Genomic DNA, 20,440 nt, shown 5'->3' on the forward strand with positions numbered 1-20,440 from the left:
CTGACCGACCTCGGCGCAGGGGCGGACGGCCCGCCGGCTCCGACAAGACGATCTGCAACGCAGGAACGAAGTGGAGGGGACGATCAACGCGTTGAAGAACTTCCGGGCCGTGGCCACACGCTTCGACGAACGCGCTACAGACCCATGGCCTGCCCGGCGAGGGGATGCCTTCTCCTCTCGGCGCGGCGGAACTTACGGTTTGTGGGTTACCCAGAGCAGTTCCGCCGGCCAGCGGCGTGCCCAGTCGGGTGGGTCGGTTTCGTTGTAGCCGTTGAGTGTTCCGAGTTCGGGCCTCGGCTCGATGAGGTCGTCGATGATGAGACCCGCGCCGCGCAGGACCCTGACCCAGTCGCCGTAGGTGAGCTGATAGCTGGTGGCGCCGTCGTTTTCGGCGATGGTGTTCAGCCCGAAGTAGTCCCGCTGCAGCGTCGTGGTCACGCGGCTGGCGGCTTCGTCGTAACAAGCCTCGAACCATGGGCTGGCGACGTTGAACACCAGGCGCCCGCCTCGGCGCAAGACGCGTGCGGCCTGCGGGACGGCCAGGTGCGGGGGCGCCCAGCTGAGCCCACCGAAGTCGCAGAACACCAGGTCGAAGCTGTCGGCGGCGAAGGGGAGTTGTTCGGCGGCGCCTTGCACCAGCGGGTAGCGGGCCGCTCCCATCGCGCGGGCCGCTGCGGCGAGTTGGGCTTCGGACAGGTCGAGCCCGACCACGGTGGCGCCCTCGGCTGCGAGCGCCCTGGACCACTGGCCGGCGCCGCAGCCGAGTTCGAGGACGCGCTTGCCGGTGACGTCGCCCAGGGCGTGCAGGTGCGCGTCGGGGATGGAGTACATGCCCCACAGCCGGGGTGCGGCGCCGATTTGCGAGTCGTGCTCGTGCTGGTAGGCACTGCTGATCCGGTTCCAGAACCGCCGGTTGGCGGGGATGCTGTCCACGTGCCGACTCCAGCACTGCCTGCCGGGGGCGGTCAACACGATCAAGGCACTGGCCGGCCCTCGCCTCGGTCCGGCCCTGGCTCGGCCCATGATCCGCCGGACGAGCCCCAGGCGTGGGACGACGACGCGAATTACTGGCCGGCCGCCGAGGGCGACGACGACCACCTCACCGATCCCTTCTCGCCCGGCCTCCGGCTCGACCTGGCCGAGGCCGCGCACGCGCGGCTGGACGTGCTCGGCGTCCACGTCCCGGCGATCCGCCTCGTCGACCGCTACGGCGCCCCTTGCCCGGTCGATCTCGCGATCGTCGAAGACATCCCCGACGAGAACCTGGAGGAACTGCTCGCGTGCGACCCGAGCGCAGCGGCCCCGGTCATGGCCCGGCTCGGGGAGGCGTTGCAGGCGATGCGGCGTCATGAGGCATGCCCGTACGGCGAGCCGGCTGTGGTCGATCGAGGAGGAACGCCACGTGGGACGTCGTGCGCGGGGGTCGTTCTGGAGCGTGCGCTGCGGGACCTGGCCGAGGCCGCGTCGCGTGATCCGCGGATCGCGGCGGCCCGCGACCGTCCGGAGAAGTGGCTCCCTGAACACCGCTGGCGTTTCGCAGTCCGTCACGCCGGGTGCTCGTGCAGGGCTCGTACGCCGCCACCGGTGCCCTGGGCCAGCGACGGCTACTGCCGCTTTGCGAGCCAGTCGTCGAAGGTGGTGGGCGCGATGCGGGCGCCCTCGCCGGGCAGGAGCACGTCACCGGCCATCTCGGCGCCCAACAGCGATGACCAGGTCGGCACGAGCTTGACCGCGTGTCCGCGCGCCTCGTTGGTGCGCCGGGCCATGTCCACCAGGTCCTGCGGTTCCGGGCCGGCTACGTCGCGGTAACGCCTCTGCGCTGGGCCCGTGGCGATCTCGGCGAGGATGTCGGCCACGTCGCCGGGCGCGATCGGCTGGACGAGCAGTGGGGGGATCGTGGCGACGCCGTCCTGCTCGGTCCAACTCGTCACCGTCACCGCGAAGTCGTGGAATTGCGTGAAAGGAACGATCGTCCACGGCACCGGGCCTTCGGCTACGAGGCGCTCCTGCTCGCGCTTGCCGGCGTAGTGTGCGTTGCCTTCGACACGATCGATGCCGACGATCGAGAGCAGCACGTGGTGCCGGACACCGGCCCGTTCCTCGGCGGCGAGCAGGTTCCGGGTGGTGGTGCCGAAGTACGCCACAGCCTCGTCGCGGTCGGCCGCCTCGTGGCTCGTGGCGTCCACGACTGCGTCGACGCCGGTCAGTGCGGCGTCAAGGCCGTCGCCGGTGCTCAGGTCGACGCCGAGTGAGCGGCTGATACGTACGACTTCGTGGCCGGCCCGCTCCAGAGCGGCCGCCGTGCGGGCCCCGATGTTCCCGGTTGCTCCGGCGACAGCGATGCGCATCGTGCTCATGATGATCTCTCCTCTTTCACTTCTCTCGGGTTGGTTCACTGCCGTGCCGGTCCATCTCGGAGAGGCAGCCGGTCTCCTGCCAGATGCCAGATGCCAGATGCCAGGCCAGATACCAGATGCCCGGAGGGAAGCGCCGCGAGCCGGTCCGGGTTCTCGCCCCTTCTTGAGTGCGTCCCGGGTGTGCAGCCTCGTGGGGACAGTGAGTGGCAGTGACCGACTGCCCGGGCAAGCGATGGCACCGATGTTCGTGCGCTCATGGTTCCGGCGGTCAGGCGCCGGGCGCGGTACGCCTGGCCAGCCGGGGGCGCAGGCCGACGAGCAGCGCGGCGACGACGGCCCACAGCGCGAGTGTGATGACCGGCCCTGTGGCGTGCGCGCCGTCGAAGTAGCTCAGGTCGCTGATCGCGCGGACCGCCGCGCCGGGCGGCAGCAGTGCGGAGACGGCTCGGGCCCCTGCGGGCAGCAGATCGGCCCCTATGACGGCACCGCTGGTGGCGTTGCCGAGGGTGAGCAGCACCAGAGTGGCAACCGGGAGCCCGACCGGCCCGAGGTAGGTGCCGAGCAGTTTGGTGGTGAAGGCGGCTGCGCCCGCCAGCAGCGTGAGGGTGAGGGCCAGCGGGATGACCGGTGCCGGGACGGCGCCCAGAACGGGGCCGGCGATGACCGCGGCGACGGTGCCGATGGCCGCGGAAGCGCCGCCCAGCAGCCAGAAGCGGTGACGCAGGCGCAGGAGACCGGCCAGGCCGAGGGCGTTCGAGGCGAGGACGAAACCGGCCAGGCTGACACCGAAGGCGATGTAGAAGCCGGCCAGTCCGCGGGCGTCGAAGCGGGTCAGGGGAACGACGTCCTCGGTGGTGACGTGCAGGTCCGCGTCGTTGGCGTAGGCGCTGACGAGGGTCTTCACGGCCGAGGTGGTGGACGCGCCGTTCGCCCCCGCTGTCTCCAGACGCAGTCGGCCCGGGCCGTCGGCGCTGAGCGCGGCGGTGACGTCGCCGCGCTCGACCGCCTGGCGCGCCGCCGCGGCGTCAGTGGCCGGGTGGACCTCGACACTGTCGCCGAGGGCCTGCCGTATGTCGCCCGGCAGATCCGGTGCGGTGACGGCGATCGGGACCCGGTGAGGCTGGGGATCGCGCTGCAGGCCGACGTAGAGGCCGATGAAGGCCGCTACGACGATCAGCGCGATCAGCGTCGGCTGGAGCCAGGTCCGCACCGGCGGGCGGCGGCGCGCGGCCTGTTTCGGAGGGTGGGGCAGCCGGTCGGAAGGTGTCTGCTCACGTTCGGGGGCGGATCGGACGGGGGTTTCCATGATGGGGCTTTCTGGTTGAGAGGAAAGAGGCACGGGGTCCAGACGGAGGCTGGCAGGGGGCCAGGTCCTCTTCGGCAGGTCCCTGCGCCATCGGGGGACCGCCATCAGGTACGTGGGTCAGTGCTCCACCGCAATTAGGAGCATATGCTCGTATCGGTGGGAGTGCAAGGCCTCGCGGCGGGGAAGCGAATCCCGGGAGTGCCTGCTCCTGTCACGGGGGAGCGTCTGAGCAGCCACTTCACTCTTGCGAGCACATGCTCCTATCATGGGCGGGGAAGGTTGGAGGAGACATGACCCCTACGCCGGCGAACCTCGACCCCGCGTGCAACAACCTGGCTCTGCGCAAGGCGGCCCGATACCTCGGCGCGACGTACGACAAGGCCTTGGCCCCGGTCGGTCTTCGGGCGACGCAGTTCAGCATCCTGCAGAAGCTCAGCACTCATGGAGAGACGACGATCACCAGCCTCGCCGACATGATCGCAATGGACCGAACGACGATGGCCACGAACCTCAAGCCGCTCGCGCGGGAGGGCCTGATAACCGTCGAGCCGTCGGCAGCCGACCGCCGCGCACGGATCGTGACGATCACGCCGGAAGGCCTGGTTCGGATGAAGGCGGCGTTGCCGCTGTGGCAAGCCGTGCAGGACCGGTTCGAGGAGAGCTTCGGCGCAGACGCGGCAGCCCAGCTGCGCACATCCCTGAAGGCCGTCCTTGATACCGGCTTCGAGCCGTGGGCCGAGTGAGACGCGGATTGTGCCGGCGGGGATGTCGGCAACGTCCTCGGGCGCGATCGGCAGGCCGCGCAGAGGGGCTGCCGCCGCTACCCCAACGGCCCTCACCGTTGCCACCGCGCCGGCGATCTCTGTGACGGACGGGCCGGAACCGCTGGGCGGGCGGGCTGAACCGCCGGGCTGACCGCCGGGCATCGAAGAAGGTGCCGAAGGTGGTCCACAAGCGGCACTACTGTCGGCGGCATGAGCGAAAACTCCGAGCGTTCCGTTGTCGTCGAACGCACCAGCACCGGCCACTTCGTCGCGACCAACACCCGAGGCGGATCGATCAGTTTCGCTACGGCCTCCGATACCGACCGGGACACCGAGTTCACCCCGGTCGAGCTGTTGCTGGCCGCGATCGGGGGCTGTACGGCCGCGGACGTCGACGTTGCCACCAGCCGCCACGCGGAGCCCACCGCTTTCTCCGTCGGGGTCACCGGCGACAAGATCAGCGACGACCTCGGCAACCGCATGACCAACCTCACGGTCTCCTTCACCGTCGCCTTTCCGGACGGTGAAGGTGCGGACCGCGCCCGCGCGATTCTGCCCCGCGCGGTCAAGACCTCCCACGACCGTCTTTGCACCGTCAGTCGCACCGTAGAACTCGGCACGCCCGTCACGACGAAGATCACGGACGCCTGACGTTCTCGCCCGCACGAGTGAGACCCCCGTGTCGAGCCGGCTACTTGACGGCGGCCCTGCCTCGTCCAGTGCGGAGGGCGGTCGTCGCCGGCGTGTACGCGATCGGCACGCGGGTCCTGCGAGGTTGGAGTGCCGTGCAGGGCAGGGTGTGTGCAGTGGCAGGAATGCAGCCGGTCAGCCCGCGATCAGACGGCTACGGGCTTCAAGGTCGCGGGCGTGGGCCCGGCCGGGCGGACGGTGATGCCGTACGACGCCTTCGTGGGGGTGGAGGAGAAACTCGGCGTGAATGCCGGCAACAGGTGTTCGAGCAAGATGGTCGATTCCCGGAGCGCGAACTGCAGACCCAGGCAGGCGCGGGGCCCGATGCCGAAGGGGAGGTAGGCGCCCGGATGGGCGGGGCGGCCGCCCGGCGTGAGGAAGCGCCGCGGGTCGAAGCGCTCCGGGTCCGGCCACAGCCGCGGATCGCGGTGCGTGAGGTAGGGGCACACCAGGATGTCGGTGCCCGCCTCGACGGTGTGTCCGGCGAGAGTGTCGTCCTCGGCGGCGTGGCGGGGCAGGAGCCAGGCGGACGGGTAGAGCCGGAGCGTTTCGTGGATCAGGGCCTGGATGGCCCTGCGGCGCCGCTCCGAGCCTTCGCCGCCTTCGGCCAGCGCCTGTTCGCGGGCCGCGGGGTACTGGTCGAGCAGCAGGTAGAGCCACGTGAGTGTGGTCGCGGTGGTCTCGTGCCCCGCCGCGAGCAGCGTGACCAGCTCGTCGCGGATCAGCTGGTCGGTGTACTCGGGGCGCTCGGCGCCCGCGTCGACCAGGACGTGCAGCACGCCCGGCCCGTCTGGCCCGGTCACGCCACTGCGTGCGGCCTCGATGGCGCGCTCGGCGACCGCGTCGATCCGGGCGAGGTCGGTGGCGACGGAGTCCCGGGCCTGCTCGGCGTCCGCGGGCAGCGTGGGAAGGGCGGTCCCCACGGCCGTCACGGCCTCAAGTTCGAGCGCGGTTTCGTCATCGAGTGGGTGTCCGGTGAGCGAGCGCCAGATGGCGTCCAGGGCGAAGCGGTGCATCTCCTTGCCCACATCCAGGACTTCGCCGGTGCGGGCGTACGCCTCCCACCGCTCGGAGGTGCTCCGGGCGGCCTCGGTGATCCGCTGTTCGAAGCGCCGCATCCCGGTTCCGGTGAACTGGGCCTGCAGCAGGCGGCGTTGCCGCTTCCACGCCTCACCGGTGGCGGCCATGACACCGTCGCCGATCAACAGGCGGGCGCGATGGGACCGCTTGACGTACCGGTCCGCCCGCAGCGCGAGCACCTCCTGGACCGCCTGCGGGTCGGTGACGAGCACAGTGAGGCCCGGCCCGAGCCGGAACCCGGCGACGCCGCCGGCCCGCTCACGCACCTGGGACAGCAACTCGACCAGTTCGCCTTTCGCGGAACCCCACCGCTTGACGAGCTCGGGATCGACCATGCGGACCGGGCGCTCGGTCCCGGGATCCTGAGGAAGCGAATCGAGGCTGGCTTCGGCGTCCATGTATCTCCCTCGGTCAACCGCTGGATCGGACCGTGCCCGCGCGGGTGCCACGAACTGTACGGGAGCAGACGCCAGTTGGTAGCCGCCCGCAAGGTCGATGTCACTCTCCGGAGTGGCTGAGGACGAGCAGCACGCCCGGCGGCAGTCGGGCTGCTGTGGGTGGTCGCGAAGGGCGGTCAAGCCGCCCTCTATGACCACCTTGGCCCATCCCAGCGGCCTCGACTCACCGTCGACATAGGCGAGGACCTCGCGGCCCTCCTCATCGATCCCCAGGACCGGGGGAGACGATTCCCAGGACCGGGGGACAGTAGGGAAGCCCACCGCTTCGAGATGACGCAGCAACGCCTGGCCCGTCGCCGTCCAGGGCCCCACGGGCCGCCGTACGGTGTCCCCGATCCGCACGACCTCCCGGTGAGCGTGGCCCTGAAGCACGTCTTCGCTCGTCGCGGACGCGCGGCCATCCGTGCGGTCGTTTCGTTAATCGTTTCCGGCCCCGCTGGAAACGTCATAGCGTGACGCCGTGGCGACCCAGGTGATCATTCTCAACGGCGGTTCCAGCTCGGGTAAGTCCGGGATCGTACGGTGTCTGCAGGACGTACTGCCCGATCCGTGGCTGGCGTTCGGGTGCGACTCGCTCGTCGACGCCATGCCCGCGAAGATGCAGACCTCCGACGAGGGCATCGTGTTCGAGGCGGACGGCCGGGTGAACGTCGGAAGCGACTTCATGGCTCTGCAGGCGGCCTGGATGGAGGGCATCGTCGCGATGGCCCGTGCCGGGGCCCGGATCATCATCGATGACGTCTTTCTCGGTGCTGCGGCGTCCCAGCAGGGGTGGCGGAAGGTCCTGGGCGGGCTGACCGTGTTGTGGGTGGGCATTCGCTGCGACAGCGCCGTCGCCGCGGGTCGCGAGATCGCTCGGGGCGATCGTGTCCGGGGGATGGCGGAGTTGCAGGCGGAGATGGTGCACGAGGGGGTGTCCTACGACGTGGAGGTGGACAGCGCTCGCGCCGAGTCCCTGGAGTGCGCGCGCATCATTTCCTCATACGTCAGGTGACCTGCCGCCGCCGGGGGCATGCGCCGGCTCACCGGGGATCCACATGGATCTTGGGGCCGGGCCCGGCACCGTCCGGGCGTTCACCCGCGAGAACCGCCCCGACCTCGTCGAGGCCCACGATGGCCGCGACGAGGGGCCTGGGGTCGACCGCTCCGGCCGCGTAGGCCCGGATGGTGGCGTCCAGACCGGGGGAGGCGGACAGGATGCCCACCGCCGTCACGTCCTTCAGCACGAGCGCGCGGGTGTCGATCCTGCTGGGCTCGCCGGCCAGCCCGATGTACACCAGTCGGCCCCCCGGTTCGACCAACTCCAGTGCCCTGCCCGGCAGATGGGCGGCGTTCGAGGCGTCGACGACCGCGTCGAAGGGCAGGTCCGGAAGGGAGTCCTCGTCCCACACATGCTCGAAGCCCAGGCCGTGGGCGAAGTCGGGTGAGTTGCCTGCGCGGTCCAGCAGGTGGACCTCCGCGCCCGCCGCCCGCAGGAACATCGCGACCAGGAGCCCGATGGTCCCGGGCCCCAGGACGAGCGCACGGTCCCCGGCGCGTAGCGCGGCCGCCCGCGCCGCACGCAGGGCATTGCCGCCCGGCTCCACGAGCGCGCCGAGCTCGGCGTCCACCGAGTCGGGCAGAGCGTGCAACGACGACCCCGGTACGGCGAGTTGCTCCGCCAGCGCCCCCGCCCGCGCGCCTCGGATGCCGACCTCCTGACGCTTCTCGCACACATGCTGACGGCCCCGAAGGCAACGGCGGCAGCTGCCGCAGCCCAGCATCGTGTCACCCATGACCCGGCGTCCGATCCAGCCCGGGGCGACACCGTCGCCGACCGCCGCCACGCGCCCGGCCCACTCGTGACCCGGCCGTATCGGATAGGCGGAGTGCCCTTGGTGGAGATAGGCCATGGCCCCGGTGAAGAACTCCATGTCAGTGCCGCACACCCCGACCCGCTCCACATCCACGACGACTTCACCGGGTGCCGCCACGGGTGCCGGAAGCTCCTGAACCTCGTACACGCCCGGGGCGGTCAGCACGAACGCGCGCATCAGCGGTGCGGTTCGGTGAGCGGGCCGAGCGCAGCGCGCGTGGCCGTCGGGCAGGGGGACTGGGTGGCGGCTGCCGTACACAGGGAACGGCCCGTTCGACGCTCCACCGGGGAGCCGCCGGCCCACGAGGCGCCCTCAAGTGGGCCGAGGGCGGCAGTGGGGCTGTGGTCACCGAGGGCTGTGGATCCCGGGTACGTCTGCGTATGCTCCATGGCGTTCCGGACTGTAGACCACCGTACCGACTGCTGGAAGAGGTCCAGGGTGAGGCTGCGCAGCGCACAGTGGTACGAGGGACAGGACCGAAACGCCTACATCCACCGGGCGTGGATGCGCCGAGGCCTGCCGTCGGACGCCTTCACGGGCCGGCCCCAGATCGCCATCGCCAACACCGCCTCGGACCTGACCCCGTGCAACGCCCACCTCGACGAGGTCGCCGCCTCGGTGCGCGACGGCGTGCACGAGGCGGGCGGCATCCCGCTGGACCTGCCCGTGGTGTCGCTCGGCGAGACACAGGTACGGCCCACCGCCATGCTCTGGCGCAACATGGCCGCGATGGCCACCGAGGAGATGCTGCGGGCCAACCCCATAGACGGCGTCGTCCTGTTGGGCGGCTGCGACAAGACGATCCCCTCGCTGCTGATGGCCGCCGCGTCGGTGGACCTGCCCGCCGTGGTCGTGCCCGGCGGCCCGATGCTCACCGGGACCTTCCGGGGCAGGCCACTGGGCTGCGGCACCGATGTGTGGCGGCTGTCGGAGGAGGTCCGGGCGGGCACGCTCTCGCAGGAGCAGTTCACCCGCTCCGAGTCGGCGATGATCCGCAGCCGCGGCCACTGCAACACCATGGGCACCGCGTCCACGATGGCCCTGGTCGCCGAGGCGCTGGGCACGGTCGTCCCCGGTGTGGCGGGCACCCCCGCGCCCGACAGCCGGCTGCTGGAGGCGGCGCACGGCACGGGCCGCCTGGCGGTGGACATGGTCGCCGCCGATCGCCGGCCGGGATCCTTCCTCACCAAGGCGTCCTTCCACAACGCGATCGTCGCGCTCGCCGCCATCGGCGGCTCCACCAACGCCGTGGTCCATCTCCTGGCCATCGCGGGCCGACTGGGCATCGACCTCACCCTCGACGACTTCGACCGCATCGGCTCGCGCGTCCCGGTCCTGGTCGACCTCCAACCGGCCGGCCGCTTCCTCATGGAGGACCTCCACCGCGCCGGAGGCCTCCTCGCCGTCCTGCGCGAGGTCCGCGACCTGATCGACCCCGACGCCCTGACCGTCACCGGCAAGCCGCTGGTCGACGCCCTCGACGACGCCGAGATCTGGGACCCGGGCGTCATCCGCACCCGCGCCGAACCCCTGGTCGCCGAGGGCGGCATCGCCGTCCTGCGCGGCAACCTCGCCCCGGACGGCGCGCTCATCAAACCGGCCGCCGCCTCACCGCACCTGCTGCGCCACCGAGGCCGGGCCGTCGTCTTCGACTCCATCGAGGACTTCCACGCCCGGATCGACGACCCCGCACTCGACGTCGACGCCGACTGCGTCCTCGTCCTGCGCGGCTGCGGCCCCAAGGGCTACCCCGGCATGCCCGAGGTCTCCAACATGCCCCTGCCGAAGAAGCTCCTCGAACAGGGTGTCCGTGACATGGTCCGCGTCTGCGACGGCCGGATGAGCGGTACGGCGTACGGCACCGTCGTCCTGCATGTGGCTCCGGAGGCCGCGGCCGGCGGCCCCTTGGCGCTCGTGCGGACGGGCGACTTCATCACCCTGGACGTCGAGGCCCGCCGCATCGACGTCGACCTGCCCGCCGGGGAGCTGGCCCGCAGACAGCCCGACGAGGCCACGCGCACCGGCTTCGCCAACCCCCGGCGCGGCTGGGAGCGCCTCTACGTCGACCACGTACGCCAAGCCGACACCGGCGCCGACCTCGACTTCCTGGTGGGCTCCAGCGGTTCGGAAGTGAGCCGCGAATCGCACTGACGGACCGCTGTCACCGCCGGTGCGACACTCCCAGCTCGATCAGATACCGCTTGGTCACCCGGCCGCCGTACCGCCCGTCGATCAGCCCCGCGACACACTCGAACAACCCGTGCCTTGCGGCCTTCGGAAGAGCCCGGTGGCCGGAGTAGGTCCGCAACAGGTCGAGATACTCAGACGTGGTGTACGTGAGGTCGTACTCGTAGCGGCGGAAGACCGTCGAGCCGAACAGGCCGCTGCGCGCCACCTCCGCCACATGATCCGACGCGTCGACCTCGGCTGCCGCCGGAAGGCGGAGACCTGGCGTCGTGTCCGGGTCGAACCGTTCGTAACACCGCTGCACCTCGACGAAGAACTCCTCGGTGCCGCCCCGCACATGCTGGGTGCGCACCACGGCGAGCGCCCCACCCGCACGCAGCGCGTCGGCGGCCTTGACGATCCGCACCGCAGGGTCGAGCCAGTGGAACGCCGTCGCCGAGACGAGCGCGTCGAACGGCTCCTCGGGCAGCGGCCAGCTCTCGAACTCCGCCGTCACCACCTCCACCGCCGGGGCCCCGGCCAGGTTGCGCCGGGCCACCGCCGCCATGCGGGGCCCCGCCTCGACGGCCGTGATCCGACAGCCCCGCCCGGCCAGCGGCACCGTCACCTGACCGGTCCCGCAGCCCACCTCGAGGACCCGGCTGCCGGAGCCGGCACCCGCGAGCTCCTCGAGGTCGGCGTACAGCTCCGGCGGATATCCGGGCCGGGCACGGTCGTACAACTCCGCGACCTCGTCGAAGATCCGGCTCAGGCGCGCCCGCCGGGACTCCTCGGGACTGTCGTCGCGTGGTGCCTGCGCACGGTTCTCGGGCATGCGCAGCAGGCTAGCGACGCCGGGCGGACTCGGCATCGCCGTCCGACGCGGTGACGGCGCGTGCTGCTGTCGGCGGCGTCGACGATGTGGTGTTCGTTGCTTCGGGCCGGGTCCCCGGGTGCCGCGCGTGGATGTGGCGGTGCTGGGCGCCGTCGCGCTGTTGCGCGCCGGGGGACGGGTACGGGCCGGAATCCGCACCGGGCGGCGTGGTGAAGCACGCCCCAGCGGTACCGTCGGCACGCCGGGCCGGCTCGTGGGACCGCGGGCCCCTCCCGCGCGGCTTCCGGCGCGGCTTCCGGCGCGGCTTCCGGTGCGGCCGTCGAGGCGGCGCGAGGCCTCCTGACTCCGGCGATGTCACGCTCCGCACGGCCAGATGGGAGGGGGCGCAGTTCACGGTCCTGTACGCCCCGGGTTCACCCCGGCTCGGCGGGTTGGTGGACGGGAGCGGCAACATGGCGCTGTCCGCGGACGACCCCCGCGACCGGCTCCGGATGCCGACTGCCTCGGGAGCCGGGTTCGTGCTGCTTCCGGCTCTCGTCTTCGGCCCGCTGCTGCTCGTCCTCGCGATCGTGCAGACACGCCCCCCGCCGTGCGGTCCTGCGCGCCGACACCGTTCGTGGCGGGCGGCTGCCCGCGGTACGGGCCAGGGTCACCGGCGCGGTGCGCGACGAGTGCACGACACTCGGCGTCACGACGGTGGAGGTGGCAGCGGAACGGCGCGTCAGCCTACCCGCGCCCCGCACGACCGTCGGCCTGACCTCGGCCCGACTGCCATGGCTCGGCCTCCTGGCGCTGGGCTGGGCGAGGCATTGCCGGTACTGGTCACACCGTCGACGTGGCTGCTGTCATGGCCGCTGTCTGCCGTGTCCGGGGCCGCGATCGCCATGGCCTGCGCAGTCCTGCTCAACGGCTTGGGACGAGCCGCCGACCGCACGGACGGCTGGGAGACGACAGTACGGCGTGACCCCGCACTCGGCCCCTGGACCCCGACCCTGCGCTGCGCGCGCCACTCACTCCTCCGCGTCGGCCTTCTCCAGAAGGGAGACGAGGACAGGCTCGGCATGCGTCCACAGAACGGCGCCGCCGATGCCCGGGACGATACGGCGATCAGCACCGGGTATGCGGGTGGCGAGCAGCGCCCCGTTGTCGGGGGAGTGGCTGACGTCCCGTTCGCCGTACCAGATGTCGACCGGCACCGCGATCCTGTCGAGGGCGAACGGCCACCGCCCCATGGCCAGAACCGTGTCGCGTGCGTAACCGGCACCCCCCTGCCCGAATCCCTCCGCCAGGCCCGCCGGTAGCCGGCGGCGAACTCAGGATCCTGATAGACGGCGAGGTCGCAGCCGGGGCTGCCGGCCATGACCATGTCCCACATCGCATCCGCGGTGAAGCCCGCGAAGAACTCCTCGGCGCCGTCAGGGTCGCACGCGGTCCGCTCGACCAAGCGACGCAGATCCGCCGGCAGAAGAGAGGCGAACTCCGGCGCGGCGACCTCGTCCGCGCCGGAGACGACAGCCAGCGCCGAGGCGACGCCCGCTTCCGCGCAGGCGAGAGCGAAGGGCGCGCCTTGGGAGTTCCCGACCACGGCCGGGTGCCCCAGCCCTCGCAGCACACAGAGTTCACGCATGTCCGCGACGAAGTCGCCAGAACGTACGGCCGGGCGCGGGCGTCGAGACCCCCAGTCCCGGGCGATCCACGCAGACGAGACGAACGCCGAGCGCCTCGACGACCCCCGCGCCGAACCCGAGCCACCGGCTGGTGGCCGCACCCGCACACAACACCACGGGCGTCCCGTCCGCCGGTCCCCACTCGGCCCAACCCAGCAACCGTCCGTCGGACATACGACTCTGACCCAGCCGGGCAGGCTTGTCGGCGTACGCAGTCATGATCGACATCATGGTCACCGACGAGGGTGCGTCGCACCCGGATTTCTCCGAGGTCCCGTGCAGGACCCGGCCGCCCGCGTAGCAGCAGCACAACCTCCGCCCGGCTCGCTGGTCTGACTCATCGGGGTGTTCATGGGATCGGAGCAACAGATCGCCTTCTTCCTACGGGAGTTGAAGGACGGCGACACCTGGCGGCGTGCGGCCGCCGCGAAGGGACTGGGCAGGGTCGGACGGGACGAGCACGCGTGGCTGCTCGCCGGATCGGCGGACGACCGGGCTCCCGAGGTGCGTGAGGCCGTGGCGGCGGGTCTCGGCCGGCTCGGGGTCGCCGAGGCGGGCCGTACGGTGCTGCCCGCCCTGATGCGGGACGACGACCCTTGGGTGCGGCGCCGGGCGTCGCGCGCCGCGATCCGGCTCGGACTCGACGGCCCGCCGTTCGTGGACGCCTTCTCACGTCTCCTTCGCGATCCGGACCACCACCTGCGCGTCAACGCCCTGGACGGCCTGGCGGCCCTCGGCGTGCCGGGCGACGTGTCCCGGGTCGTGGCGCTCCTGGGCGACCCGGAAAGCGCCGTGTGGGGACGCGCCCGAAGCCTGCTGTACCGCTTCCGGGACGACCCGGCCGTCAGCGCAGAGGTGGTCCTTACGGCCGAGCGGGGCGACGGAGAGGCTCGTGTGCGGGCTCTCGACCTGCTGCCCCGGCACTGGACCGAGCGCCTCCTCGACTCCCTGCTCACCGGGCTCCACGACCAGTCCGCCGAGGTCCGGATCGCGGTGGCGGGCCGGCTGGCCGACGTGGCGCACGCACGGACGTCGGACGCCTTGGCAACAGCCCTGGAGACCGAGCGGGACGCGCATGTCGCGGCCTGCTTCCTTCGTCGGCCGGCCCGGCGGGGAGACGAACGGGTGACCGACGCGGCGACGCGCCGGCTCGACGACGCCGTCGCAGGCCCGTCGGCGGCCTGTGCGCTGGGAGCCGTGGCAACGCGGGCCGCCGCCGGGGTGCTGCGCAGGGCCGTGACCGACTCCGCGCTGCCCGGCCGTACCCGCGCCGCCGCCGCGAAGGCCATCGGACAGGCGGGGCGATGGGACGCCGTCCGGCTGCTGCTCCCACTCCTCGACGACCCCGACGGCCACGTGCGCGCGGGGGCCGTCGACGGCTTGGACACGCTGGTGGAAGAGGGACTCCGCCCGTGGGAGCGCCGCCCCGTGGCGCGGGCGTTGGTGGCCCACCTCGTCGCCGACCCGAACACGACCTGGCAGACGCACAACGCACTCGTCGGCCTCGCCGAGGCCCTGCCGGCCCTACGCCAGGTCGTGGACCGGACACCGTCGCCCGATGTCCGCGCCGCCGCGCTCTCGCTCCTCGACACGGACAACGCCACCGACGAGCACACCGGCCAGGACCTGCCCCGCTTCGTCCACGCCCTGCACGACCCGGACGAGACGGTCCGCCACCACGCCGCACAGGGCCTGGCCCACTGGCTGGCCGCCACCGGAAGGCCGCCGCAGGACGAGGACCGACTGCGTGCCCGGCTCGCCGCCATCGCCGCGGAATCCCCGAGGGAAGGGACCCGCGCGGCGGCTGGAGAGGCGCTTCGCGCGTTGGAGGGCTGCCGGCCCTCCCCGCCGTGAGGACGGTGAGGAAGGCCAGGGGCCCGGGCCTGCCCACTCGGGCCATGGGCAGGCAGTAGTGGGCCGGTGGCCTTCCTGGTGCTCGGAGCCGGAAACGGCCGTACGCCACGATCCCGACCCGGCACCGTCATGGGCGTTGGCTCGCTCACCCCGCCCGACGCTCCTCCTCGGGCGCCACCAGCGCCTTGGTGAGCGGGACCCGCGACAGCGTGAGAACCCCGGCGGCGATCAGTGCGACACCGAACAGCTCGGGCACCAGCCACCACCCGGAACGGACGTCCTCCTCGTACAGGATGATGCCGAGCGCGAGGCTCACCAACGCGTCGCCGAGGGTGAGCGCGGGCTGGGAGGCGACCAGCGGACCGGCCTGCATCGCGTTCTCCAGCAGGAACAGCGCGCACACGCCGGTCGCGGCGAACGCGTACGTCTGCCAGGCCGAGAAGAAGGCTCCGAGTCCTTGCTCGTCGAGGATGTGCGTGGCGGCCTTCATCAGTGCCGCGGTCACCGCGTAGCTGATCGCCGTCGCGGCCCCGAGACAGGCTGCCCGGGCGCGGCCTTCCGGCCGCCGGAGCGCGGCGAGCGCGAGGAGGACGACCATCCCGAGGCACACGCCGAGCGCGGGAATCCACCGGTCCAGTGGCACATGGGTGCGATTGCCGGTGGGGGACGCGGCGGCGAGCGCGATCGCCAGCCCGGCCACCACCACCGTCACGGCGAGCCAGCCCGGGCCCGTCAGCTGACCGTGCATCAGCAGCGAGGCGACGATGAGGGTGAGCGGCAGCTCCAGCACGAACAGCGGCTGCACGATCGTCAGCGGCCCGGTCACCAGTGCCAGCGCCTGGCAGACCGCGGCGGCGATCACCGCGAGGATGCCGGCCAGCCAGACGGGCTGTCGCAGCAGGTCGAGCATCAGCCCGGCCCGCAACCCCTGGGAGCGCGGCACGGTGAGGGCCGCCTTGCGCTGCAGCACCGTCGCGACGGCGTTGCTCAGTGCCGCGCACAGCGCGAACACCACGGAAAGCGGGGTGTTCAGCGTGGCCACCTCCCGGATCGGCGGGCGCGTGAGGCCGGCCGGCTTTCTGCTGCCATGGTCGCCTGGAGGGCGCCGGGCACGCGATCGCACGTGACCTGGCGCAGGCGGAGTTGGTCCTCACTGTCGTCACGTCGTTCGGCCGGACAGCGGAATGGCGTGGATGGTCACTCGGTGCCGGTCCCCAGAGGTGAGGAACCGTCGGGCTGCGGTCCGTGCGCGGTCGGCCGACAATGGGCAGTGGATCGCATGTCCGGCCCGGCCAGGACGCCGGTACGGCGCGTCGGCCCGAGAGGAACGTGCTCATGCGCGCTGAGTCTTCGCCGGCCGACGCCTTCGGACGCCTGGGCTTGTTCGCCGGGACGGGCGTGATCCCGCTCAGCCGTGTCACCGCGCGGCGGCTGTACCTCCCGGTGCCGACACCGGATACGTCCGCCGTCGTCATGGCCGTAAGCGATCGGCTCGTGGTCTGCGGCAGGGTCACGCCGCTCGCCTCGCGTGCGCCACATGGCGGGCACCTGCCGTGAAGAGCGCGGCGGAGCGGACGGCGATCCTGCACCGGTCGGTGCGGGTGACCCTCGCCGCGGCCACCGGCTTCTACGCCTTCGTGTACGGGCTCGACGAGCCGGTGCTGGCGCTGTACGCCCTGTTCGGGCCGATCTCCCTCGGCCTGCTGGCCCCTATCCCGGGTTCCGGGCGGCAGCGGGCCGAGGTGATGCTGAAGGCGCTGCCCGTGGGCTTGCTCCTGGTGGCGCTGGGGACGGCACTGGCGGTGCAGACCTGGGCGGCGGTGCTCGGCATGCTCGTCGTGGGTTTCGTCCTCGCCTTCGCGGCGATCGCGGGCCCGCGCCCGGCCGGGGCGGCGCCGGGACTCCAGCTCTTCTACATCCTGGCGTGCTTCCCGCCGTACGAACCCCAGACCCTGTGGCTACGGCTCGCGGGGCTGACCTTCGGGGTGGCGCTGCTGTCGCTGTGCGAGCTGTTCCTGCTGCCGCAGCCGCCGGCGCCGACGTACCGGACGACCCTCGCCGAGGCCCTGGCGACGGCGGGCGACACGATCGCCGGGCGCAGCGCCCTCTCCCCGAAGGCCCTGCGGGAGACCGGCGCGCGGTTGCGCCTGTCGAGCATCCCGCCCGCGGAGCGCCCGGCGGGTCCGGACCGAGCGGCCCGGGGCCTCTCCCAGGCCGGATCCGCCGCCCGTCGGCTGCTCGAGCAACTGGCCCGGCTGACCGAGACCGGCGAATTCCGCGAACTCCTCCGGTACGGCACAGAGGGCGGGGGCGGCGAGCCGGGCAAGGGCCCTCGCGACACAGCCCAGGGCGGCGGCGAGCGGGGCAGGGGCCGTACCGACGCAGCCCAGGGCGGCGGCGAGCGGGGCGGGGGCCGTACCGACGCAGCCCAGGGCGGCGGCGAGCGGGGCGGGGGCCGTACCGACGCAGGCCAGGGCGGCGGCGAGCGGGGCGGGGGCCGTACCGACGCAGGCCAGGGCGGCGGCGAGCGGGGCAGGGGCCGTACCGACGCAGCCCAGGCCGGCGGCGAGCGGGGCCGGGAGCGTACCGACACGGCCTCCGAGGCACTGCTGCCGCAAGTGGTGTCCCTGTGCGACGAGACCGCGGCCGCCCTGCGCACGGGCCGGGCCGTCCCCGGCCCGCAGCGGATGGAGAAGGCCATCGCACACTTCCAGCAGGTGCGCCTGCGGCAGGCGACCGGGTCCGCCGACGCGGTACCGCCGGCACCGGTGCTGCGCCGGCAGGCGGCGCTGCTCGCCGTCGCCGAGTCGGTGCGCATCCTGGAGATCTCGGTAAGGGTCGGCCTCGACGGGCGGCGCACCGCGCCGATCGAGCCACGGGAACTGTTCTGGTACACGCAGGCCGCCACGCCCCGGCTGTGGGCGCGCCGTATCACCGGCAACATGACGCTGCGCTCGGTGCAGTTCCAGAACGCCGTACGGATCGCCGTGGCCCTGGCCGCCGCACGCCTGGTGGCCGGTTCCCTCGACCTGACCCACGGCTTCTGGGTGCTGCTTGCGGTGCTGACGCTGAGCCGGACCACCGTCGGGGAGACCTGGACGGCCATCCGCCGGGCCGTCACCGGCAACCTCGTGGGCGCGGTCGCGGCGGGCGCCCTGCTGATCGGCCTGGGCCGGCACACCGAGGCGTACGCCGCGATCCTGGCCCCGGCCATGCTGATCGCCTTCACGCTCGGGCCGCTGCTCGGCATCGCCTGGGCACAAGGCCTGTTCACGCTGGTGGTGGCCACCGCGTTCGCCCAGATCGCCCCGGCCTCCTGGGAGCTGGCCGAGGCACGGATCGTGGACGTGGTGACCGGCAGCGCCATCGGCCTGCTGTGCGCGCTGCTGGCCTGGCCGGCCGGTGCCCGCACAGAGGTACGCAGAACCATGGCGGGGCTCCTGCGCGAGTGCGGCCCGCTGATCAAGGGCACGGTCGAGATGCTGACCGCCGTGCCGCCGGGCTCGGCACCTGCCCCGCCCACGCTCCCCGCCCTGCACCGGCTGCGCCTCGCGGAGACCGCCTATGCCCAGTTCCGCAGCGAACCGGGGAGCACCGCACCCGTGCGCGCAGACTGGCACGCCGTGCTCATCACGGCCAACCACATCCTCCTCGGCGCCCACTGGCTGCCCCGTTTCGACCTGCCCACGACAACGCTGCCCCCGCACACCGCCGACCGGGTACGGGCCGAAGCCCACAGGCTCGCCGAGACAACCGACCGCCTTGCCGCAGTGTGCGGAGGTGACCGCACAAGCCTGCTGCGGACAGGACCGACACGCGCGGCCCCGACGGCGCCGATGCCGGCGGGGCGGACGGGCCGGACGTCGGGGAAGCCCACCGGGTCGATGCCTGCGGAGCCGGTTTCGACCGGGCCCACGCCTGCGGAGCCGGTTCCGACCGGGCCGGTACTGCCCCCTGCATGGCCCGTGCTGGTCGACCTCGACATGTGGCTGCGCAGTCTCGCCCATCAGCTCGCCCGAATCGAGGCCGGGCTGCCCGAGGCGGTCGCAGGCAGGGCGGGCGGTACGACGGCTGCCGGCGGGTCGGGCACCGTGAGCACCGCGGACACCGCCGGCTCCGGGTCCGTTCGTGCCGGTCCGGGAAGGTAGGGCACGCCGTGTCCGGACACGAACTCCGCCCCGAGCTGCGGCCCCCTTCCCCGCACGGGTGGGTGTGGTGGCTGCCCCTGGCCGCCGTGTTTGTCGACGTCGCCGCCGAACTGATCGTCAGAGGACGCGAACCGGTGAGCTTCATGCTCGTCGCGGTACCGCCGCTGGCGGCCGCGACACGCGGCCCGCGAGGCACGGCCCTGTCGACGCTGGTATGCCTCGGGCTCCAGATGTGGATGGCCGCCCGGCGCCCCGGCCACTTCGACGAACAGCACCATGTGGCTGTCTACGTCGCCACGACCCTCATCGGCATCGCCGCCGTCGCGCTGGCCGGGCAACGGGAGCGGACCCGTCGGCATCTGGTGCGGGCCAACTCGGTGGCGGAGGCGATGCAGCGGACGCTGCTGCGTCCCGTGCCGTGCAGGCTCGGTCCGGTGCGCGCCGCCGGTTTCTACGAGGCGGGGGAGGGCGGCACGCTCGTCGGCGGCGATCTGTACGACGTGTGCGAGACGCCCTTCGGGGTACGGGCGATCATCGGCGACGTCCGCGGCAAGGGGCTGGACGCCGTCCAGACCGTCGCGGCGGTACTGGGCAGCTTCCGGGTGTCGGCCCACGAGTGGCAGAGCCTGAGCGCGCTGGCGGGCCGGCTGGAGCTGAGCATCGCTCGCAACGGCCCGGCCGGGGAAGACGGGGATCCCGAGCTGTTCGTCACCGCTCTGGTGCTGGAGTTCCCGCCGGACGGCGGCGAGGTACGGATCGTCGACCGCGGCCACCCCGCACCGCTGGTGATCGGCCCGCACGGCGCCCGGCGACTGCTCACGACGCCCGGACTGCCCCTGGGACTCGGCGCACTGGCACCGGACGGAGAGTCCACGACGGTGCACCCGCTCGCCCCGTCGGAGGTGCTCGTCCTGCACACCGACGGCGTGAGCGAGGCGCGCGACGCGGACGGCGTCTTCTACCCGGTCCTCGACCGGCTCGACGAACGGTTCGGCGGTCGGCGCACACCCGACCCGGAGGCGGTCGTGTCATTCGTACGGAACGACGCGGACCGCTGGTCGGCTCGGTCCGACAATGACGACCGGGCCGTACTGGCACTGTCGGTCGAGGACGGGACACCGCCGCGACCGAACCCCCGGGAGTCCGCCCCCGACGCCCGGGAGCCGCGTCACCGGCAGTGAACGGCATCGCTTCCGTCTTCAGGCCGGCCACCGGCCTTGGCGGGCCCCATCGCGATGCGTCGACCTAGGTCTCGTACG

Annotated in this window: 15 protein-coding genes and 2 pseudogenes; 9 read left to right on the plus strand and 8 right to left on the minus strand. The window is 72.4% G+C overall.

From position 1 onward, the window contains the following. Positions 1–11 precede the first annotated feature (11 nt). A pseudogene (locus tag ACIBAG_RS31225) lies at positions 12–136 on the plus strand (IS5/IS1182 family transposase); the annotation flags it as partial. A 56-nt stretch (positions 137–192) separates the two neighbouring features. On the opposite strand, the gene ACIBAG_RS31230 reads toward ACIBAG_RS31225, so the two are convergent. The 3 genes from ACIBAG_RS31230 to ACIBAG_RS31240 form a co-directional block, all read right to left on the minus strand. Beyond that, on the minus strand, positions 193–933 hold the full coding sequence (locus ACIBAG_RS31230) for a class I SAM-dependent methyltransferase (RefSeq protein WP_399109847.1): 741 nt from the start codon (positions 931–933) through the stop codon (positions 193–195). A 671-nt stretch (positions 934–1,604) separates the two neighbouring features. Then, on the minus strand, positions 1,605–2,357 hold the full coding sequence (locus tag ACIBAG_RS31235) for an SDR family oxidoreductase (RefSeq protein ID WP_399109620.1): 753 nt from the start codon (positions 2,355–2,357) through the stop codon (positions 1,605–1,607). 268 nt (positions 2,358–2,625) lie between these two features. Further along, positions 2,626–3,663, minus strand: coding sequence for a hypothetical protein (locus ACIBAG_RS31240; protein WP_399109622.1), 1,038 nt, complete (start codon positions 3,661–3,663; stop codon positions 2,626–2,628). Positions 3,664–3,953: 290 nt separating this feature from the next. On the opposite strand from ACIBAG_RS31240, the gene ACIBAG_RS31245 reads away from it, so the two are divergent. Continuing rightward, positions 3,954–4,406: a MarR family winged helix-turn-helix transcriptional regulator gene (locus ACIBAG_RS31245; RefSeq protein ID WP_399109624.1), complete on the plus strand. Its 453-nt coding sequence runs from the start codon at positions 3,954–3,956 to the stop codon at positions 4,404–4,406. 231 nt (positions 4,407–4,637) lie between these two features. Next, on the plus strand, positions 4,638–5,078 hold the full coding sequence (locus ACIBAG_RS31250) for an OsmC family protein (protein ID WP_399109626.1): 441 nt from the start codon (positions 4,638–4,640) through the stop codon (positions 5,076–5,078). A gap of 185 nt (positions 5,079–5,263) precedes the next feature. Here ACIBAG_RS31250 and ACIBAG_RS31255 read toward each other — a convergent pair whose 3' ends face one another. Then, a complete protein-coding gene (locus tag ACIBAG_RS31255) occupies positions 5,264–6,595 on the minus strand; it encodes a cytochrome P450 (RefSeq protein ID WP_399109628.1) in 1,332 nt (443 codons plus the stop codon). 520 nt (positions 6,596–7,115) lie between these two features. Between ACIBAG_RS31255 and cpt the strand changes: the two genes are divergently transcribed. Next, complete coding sequence (cpt, locus tag ACIBAG_RS31260; protein WP_399109629.1) at positions 7,116–7,649, plus strand: chloramphenicol phosphotransferase CPT; 534 nt, start codon at positions 7,116–7,118, stop codon at positions 7,647–7,649. A gap of 28 nt (positions 7,650–7,677) precedes the next feature. Here cpt and ACIBAG_RS31265 read toward each other — a convergent pair whose 3' ends face one another. Next, on the minus strand, positions 7,678–8,688 hold the full coding sequence (locus tag ACIBAG_RS31265) for a zinc-binding dehydrogenase (protein WP_399109631.1): 1,011 nt from the start codon (positions 8,686–8,688) through the stop codon (positions 7,678–7,680). A gap of 261 nt (positions 8,689–8,949) precedes the next feature. Here ACIBAG_RS31265 and ACIBAG_RS31270 point away from each other — a divergent pair, with 261 nt between their 5' ends. Further along, positions 8,950–10,662, plus strand: coding sequence for an IlvD/Edd family dehydratase (locus tag ACIBAG_RS31270; protein WP_399109633.1), 1,713 nt, complete (start codon positions 8,950–8,952; stop codon positions 10,660–10,662). A gap of 10 nt (positions 10,663–10,672) precedes the next feature. On the opposite strand, the gene ACIBAG_RS31275 is transcribed toward ACIBAG_RS31270, so the two are convergent. Continuing rightward, positions 10,673–11,512: a class I SAM-dependent methyltransferase gene (locus ACIBAG_RS31275; RefSeq protein WP_399109635.1), complete on the minus strand. Its 840-nt coding sequence runs from the start codon at positions 11,510–11,512 to the stop codon at positions 10,673–10,675. 1,010 nt (positions 11,513–12,522) lie between these two features. Next, positions 12,523–13,398, minus strand: a pseudogene (locus ACIBAG_RS31280) (alpha/beta fold hydrolase). A 132-nt stretch (positions 13,399–13,530) separates the two neighbouring features. On the opposite strand from ACIBAG_RS31280, the gene ACIBAG_RS31285 reads away from it, so the two are divergent. After that, positions 13,531–15,033, plus strand: a complete 1,503-nt coding sequence (locus tag ACIBAG_RS31285; RefSeq protein WP_399109637.1) for a HEAT repeat domain-containing protein — start codon at positions 13,531–13,533, stop codon at positions 15,031–15,033. A gap of 145 nt (positions 15,034–15,178) precedes the next feature. Here ACIBAG_RS31285 and ACIBAG_RS31290 read toward each other — a convergent pair whose 3' ends face one another. Further along, positions 15,179–16,066, minus strand: coding sequence for a DMT family transporter (locus tag ACIBAG_RS31290; RefSeq protein WP_399109849.1), 888 nt, complete (start codon positions 16,064–16,066; stop codon positions 15,179–15,181). 302 nt (positions 16,067–16,368) lie between these two features. On the opposite strand from ACIBAG_RS31290, the gene ACIBAG_RS31295 reads away from it, so the two are divergent. From ACIBAG_RS31295 to ACIBAG_RS31305, 3 genes are read left to right on the plus strand one after another with little or no spacing between them, the layout of a single operon-like run. Next, the gene (locus ACIBAG_RS31295; RefSeq protein ID WP_399109639.1) at positions 16,369–16,590 is read left to right on the plus strand and encodes a hypothetical protein; all 222 of its coding nucleotides are present in this window, start codon (positions 16,369–16,371) and stop codon (positions 16,588–16,590) included. Beyond that, a complete protein-coding gene (locus ACIBAG_RS31300) occupies positions 16,587–19,181 on the plus strand; it encodes an FUSC family protein (protein WP_399109641.1) in 2,595 nt (864 codons plus the stop codon). Before ACIBAG_RS31295 ends, ACIBAG_RS31300 begins: the two co-directional genes overlap by 4 nt. Before the next feature lie 8 nt (positions 19,182–19,189). Further along, entirely contained in the window at positions 19,190–20,362 is a 1,173-nt protein-coding gene (locus ACIBAG_RS31305) for a PP2C family protein-serine/threonine phosphatase (protein ID WP_399109642.1), read from the plus strand. The last annotated feature ends 78 nt before the right edge of the window (positions 20,363–20,440 follow it).

Origin of the sequence: Streptomyces sp. NPDC051243, assembly GCF_044455405.1 — a bacterium.
Lineage (GTDB): Bacteria > Actinomycetota > Actinomycetes > Streptomycetales > Streptomycetaceae > Streptomyces.

What these genes read in the sequence shown, in the direction of transcription:
- ACIBAG_RS31235 (WP_399109620.1), bottom strand. Translation starts at nt 2,357, where the DNA reads ATGAGCACGATGCGCATCGCTGTCGCCGGAGCAACCGGGAACATCGGG.
- ACIBAG_RS31240 (WP_399109622.1), bottom strand. Translation starts at nt 3,663, where the DNA reads ATGGAAACCCCCGTCCGATCCGCCCCCGAACGTGAGCAGACACCTTCC.
- ACIBAG_RS31245 (WP_399109624.1), top strand. Translation starts at nt 3,954, where the DNA reads ATGACCCCTACGCCGGCGAACCTCGACCCCGCGTGCAACAACCTGGCT.
- ACIBAG_RS31250 (WP_399109626.1), top strand. Translation starts at nt 4,638, where the DNA reads ATGAGCGAAAACTCCGAGCGTTCCGTTGTCGTCGAACGCACCAGCACC.
- ACIBAG_RS31255 (WP_399109628.1), bottom strand. Translation starts at nt 6,595, where the DNA reads ATGGACGCCGAAGCCAGCCTCGATTCGCTTCCTCAGGATCCCGGGACC.
- ACIBAG_RS31265 (WP_399109631.1), bottom strand. Translation starts at nt 8,688, where the DNA reads ATGCGCGCGTTCGTGCTGACCGCCCCGGGCGTGTACGAGGTTCAGGAG.
- ACIBAG_RS31275 (WP_399109635.1), bottom strand. Translation starts at nt 11,512, where the DNA reads ATGCCCGAGAACCGTGCGCAGGCACCACGCGACGACAGTCCCGAGGAG.
- ACIBAG_RS31285 (WP_399109637.1), top strand. Translation starts at nt 13,531, where the DNA reads ATGGGATCGGAGCAACAGATCGCCTTCTTCCTACGGGAGTTGAAGGAC.
- ACIBAG_RS31295 (WP_399109639.1), top strand. Translation starts at nt 16,369, where the DNA reads ATGCGCGCTGAGTCTTCGCCGGCCGACGCCTTCGGACGCCTGGGCTTG.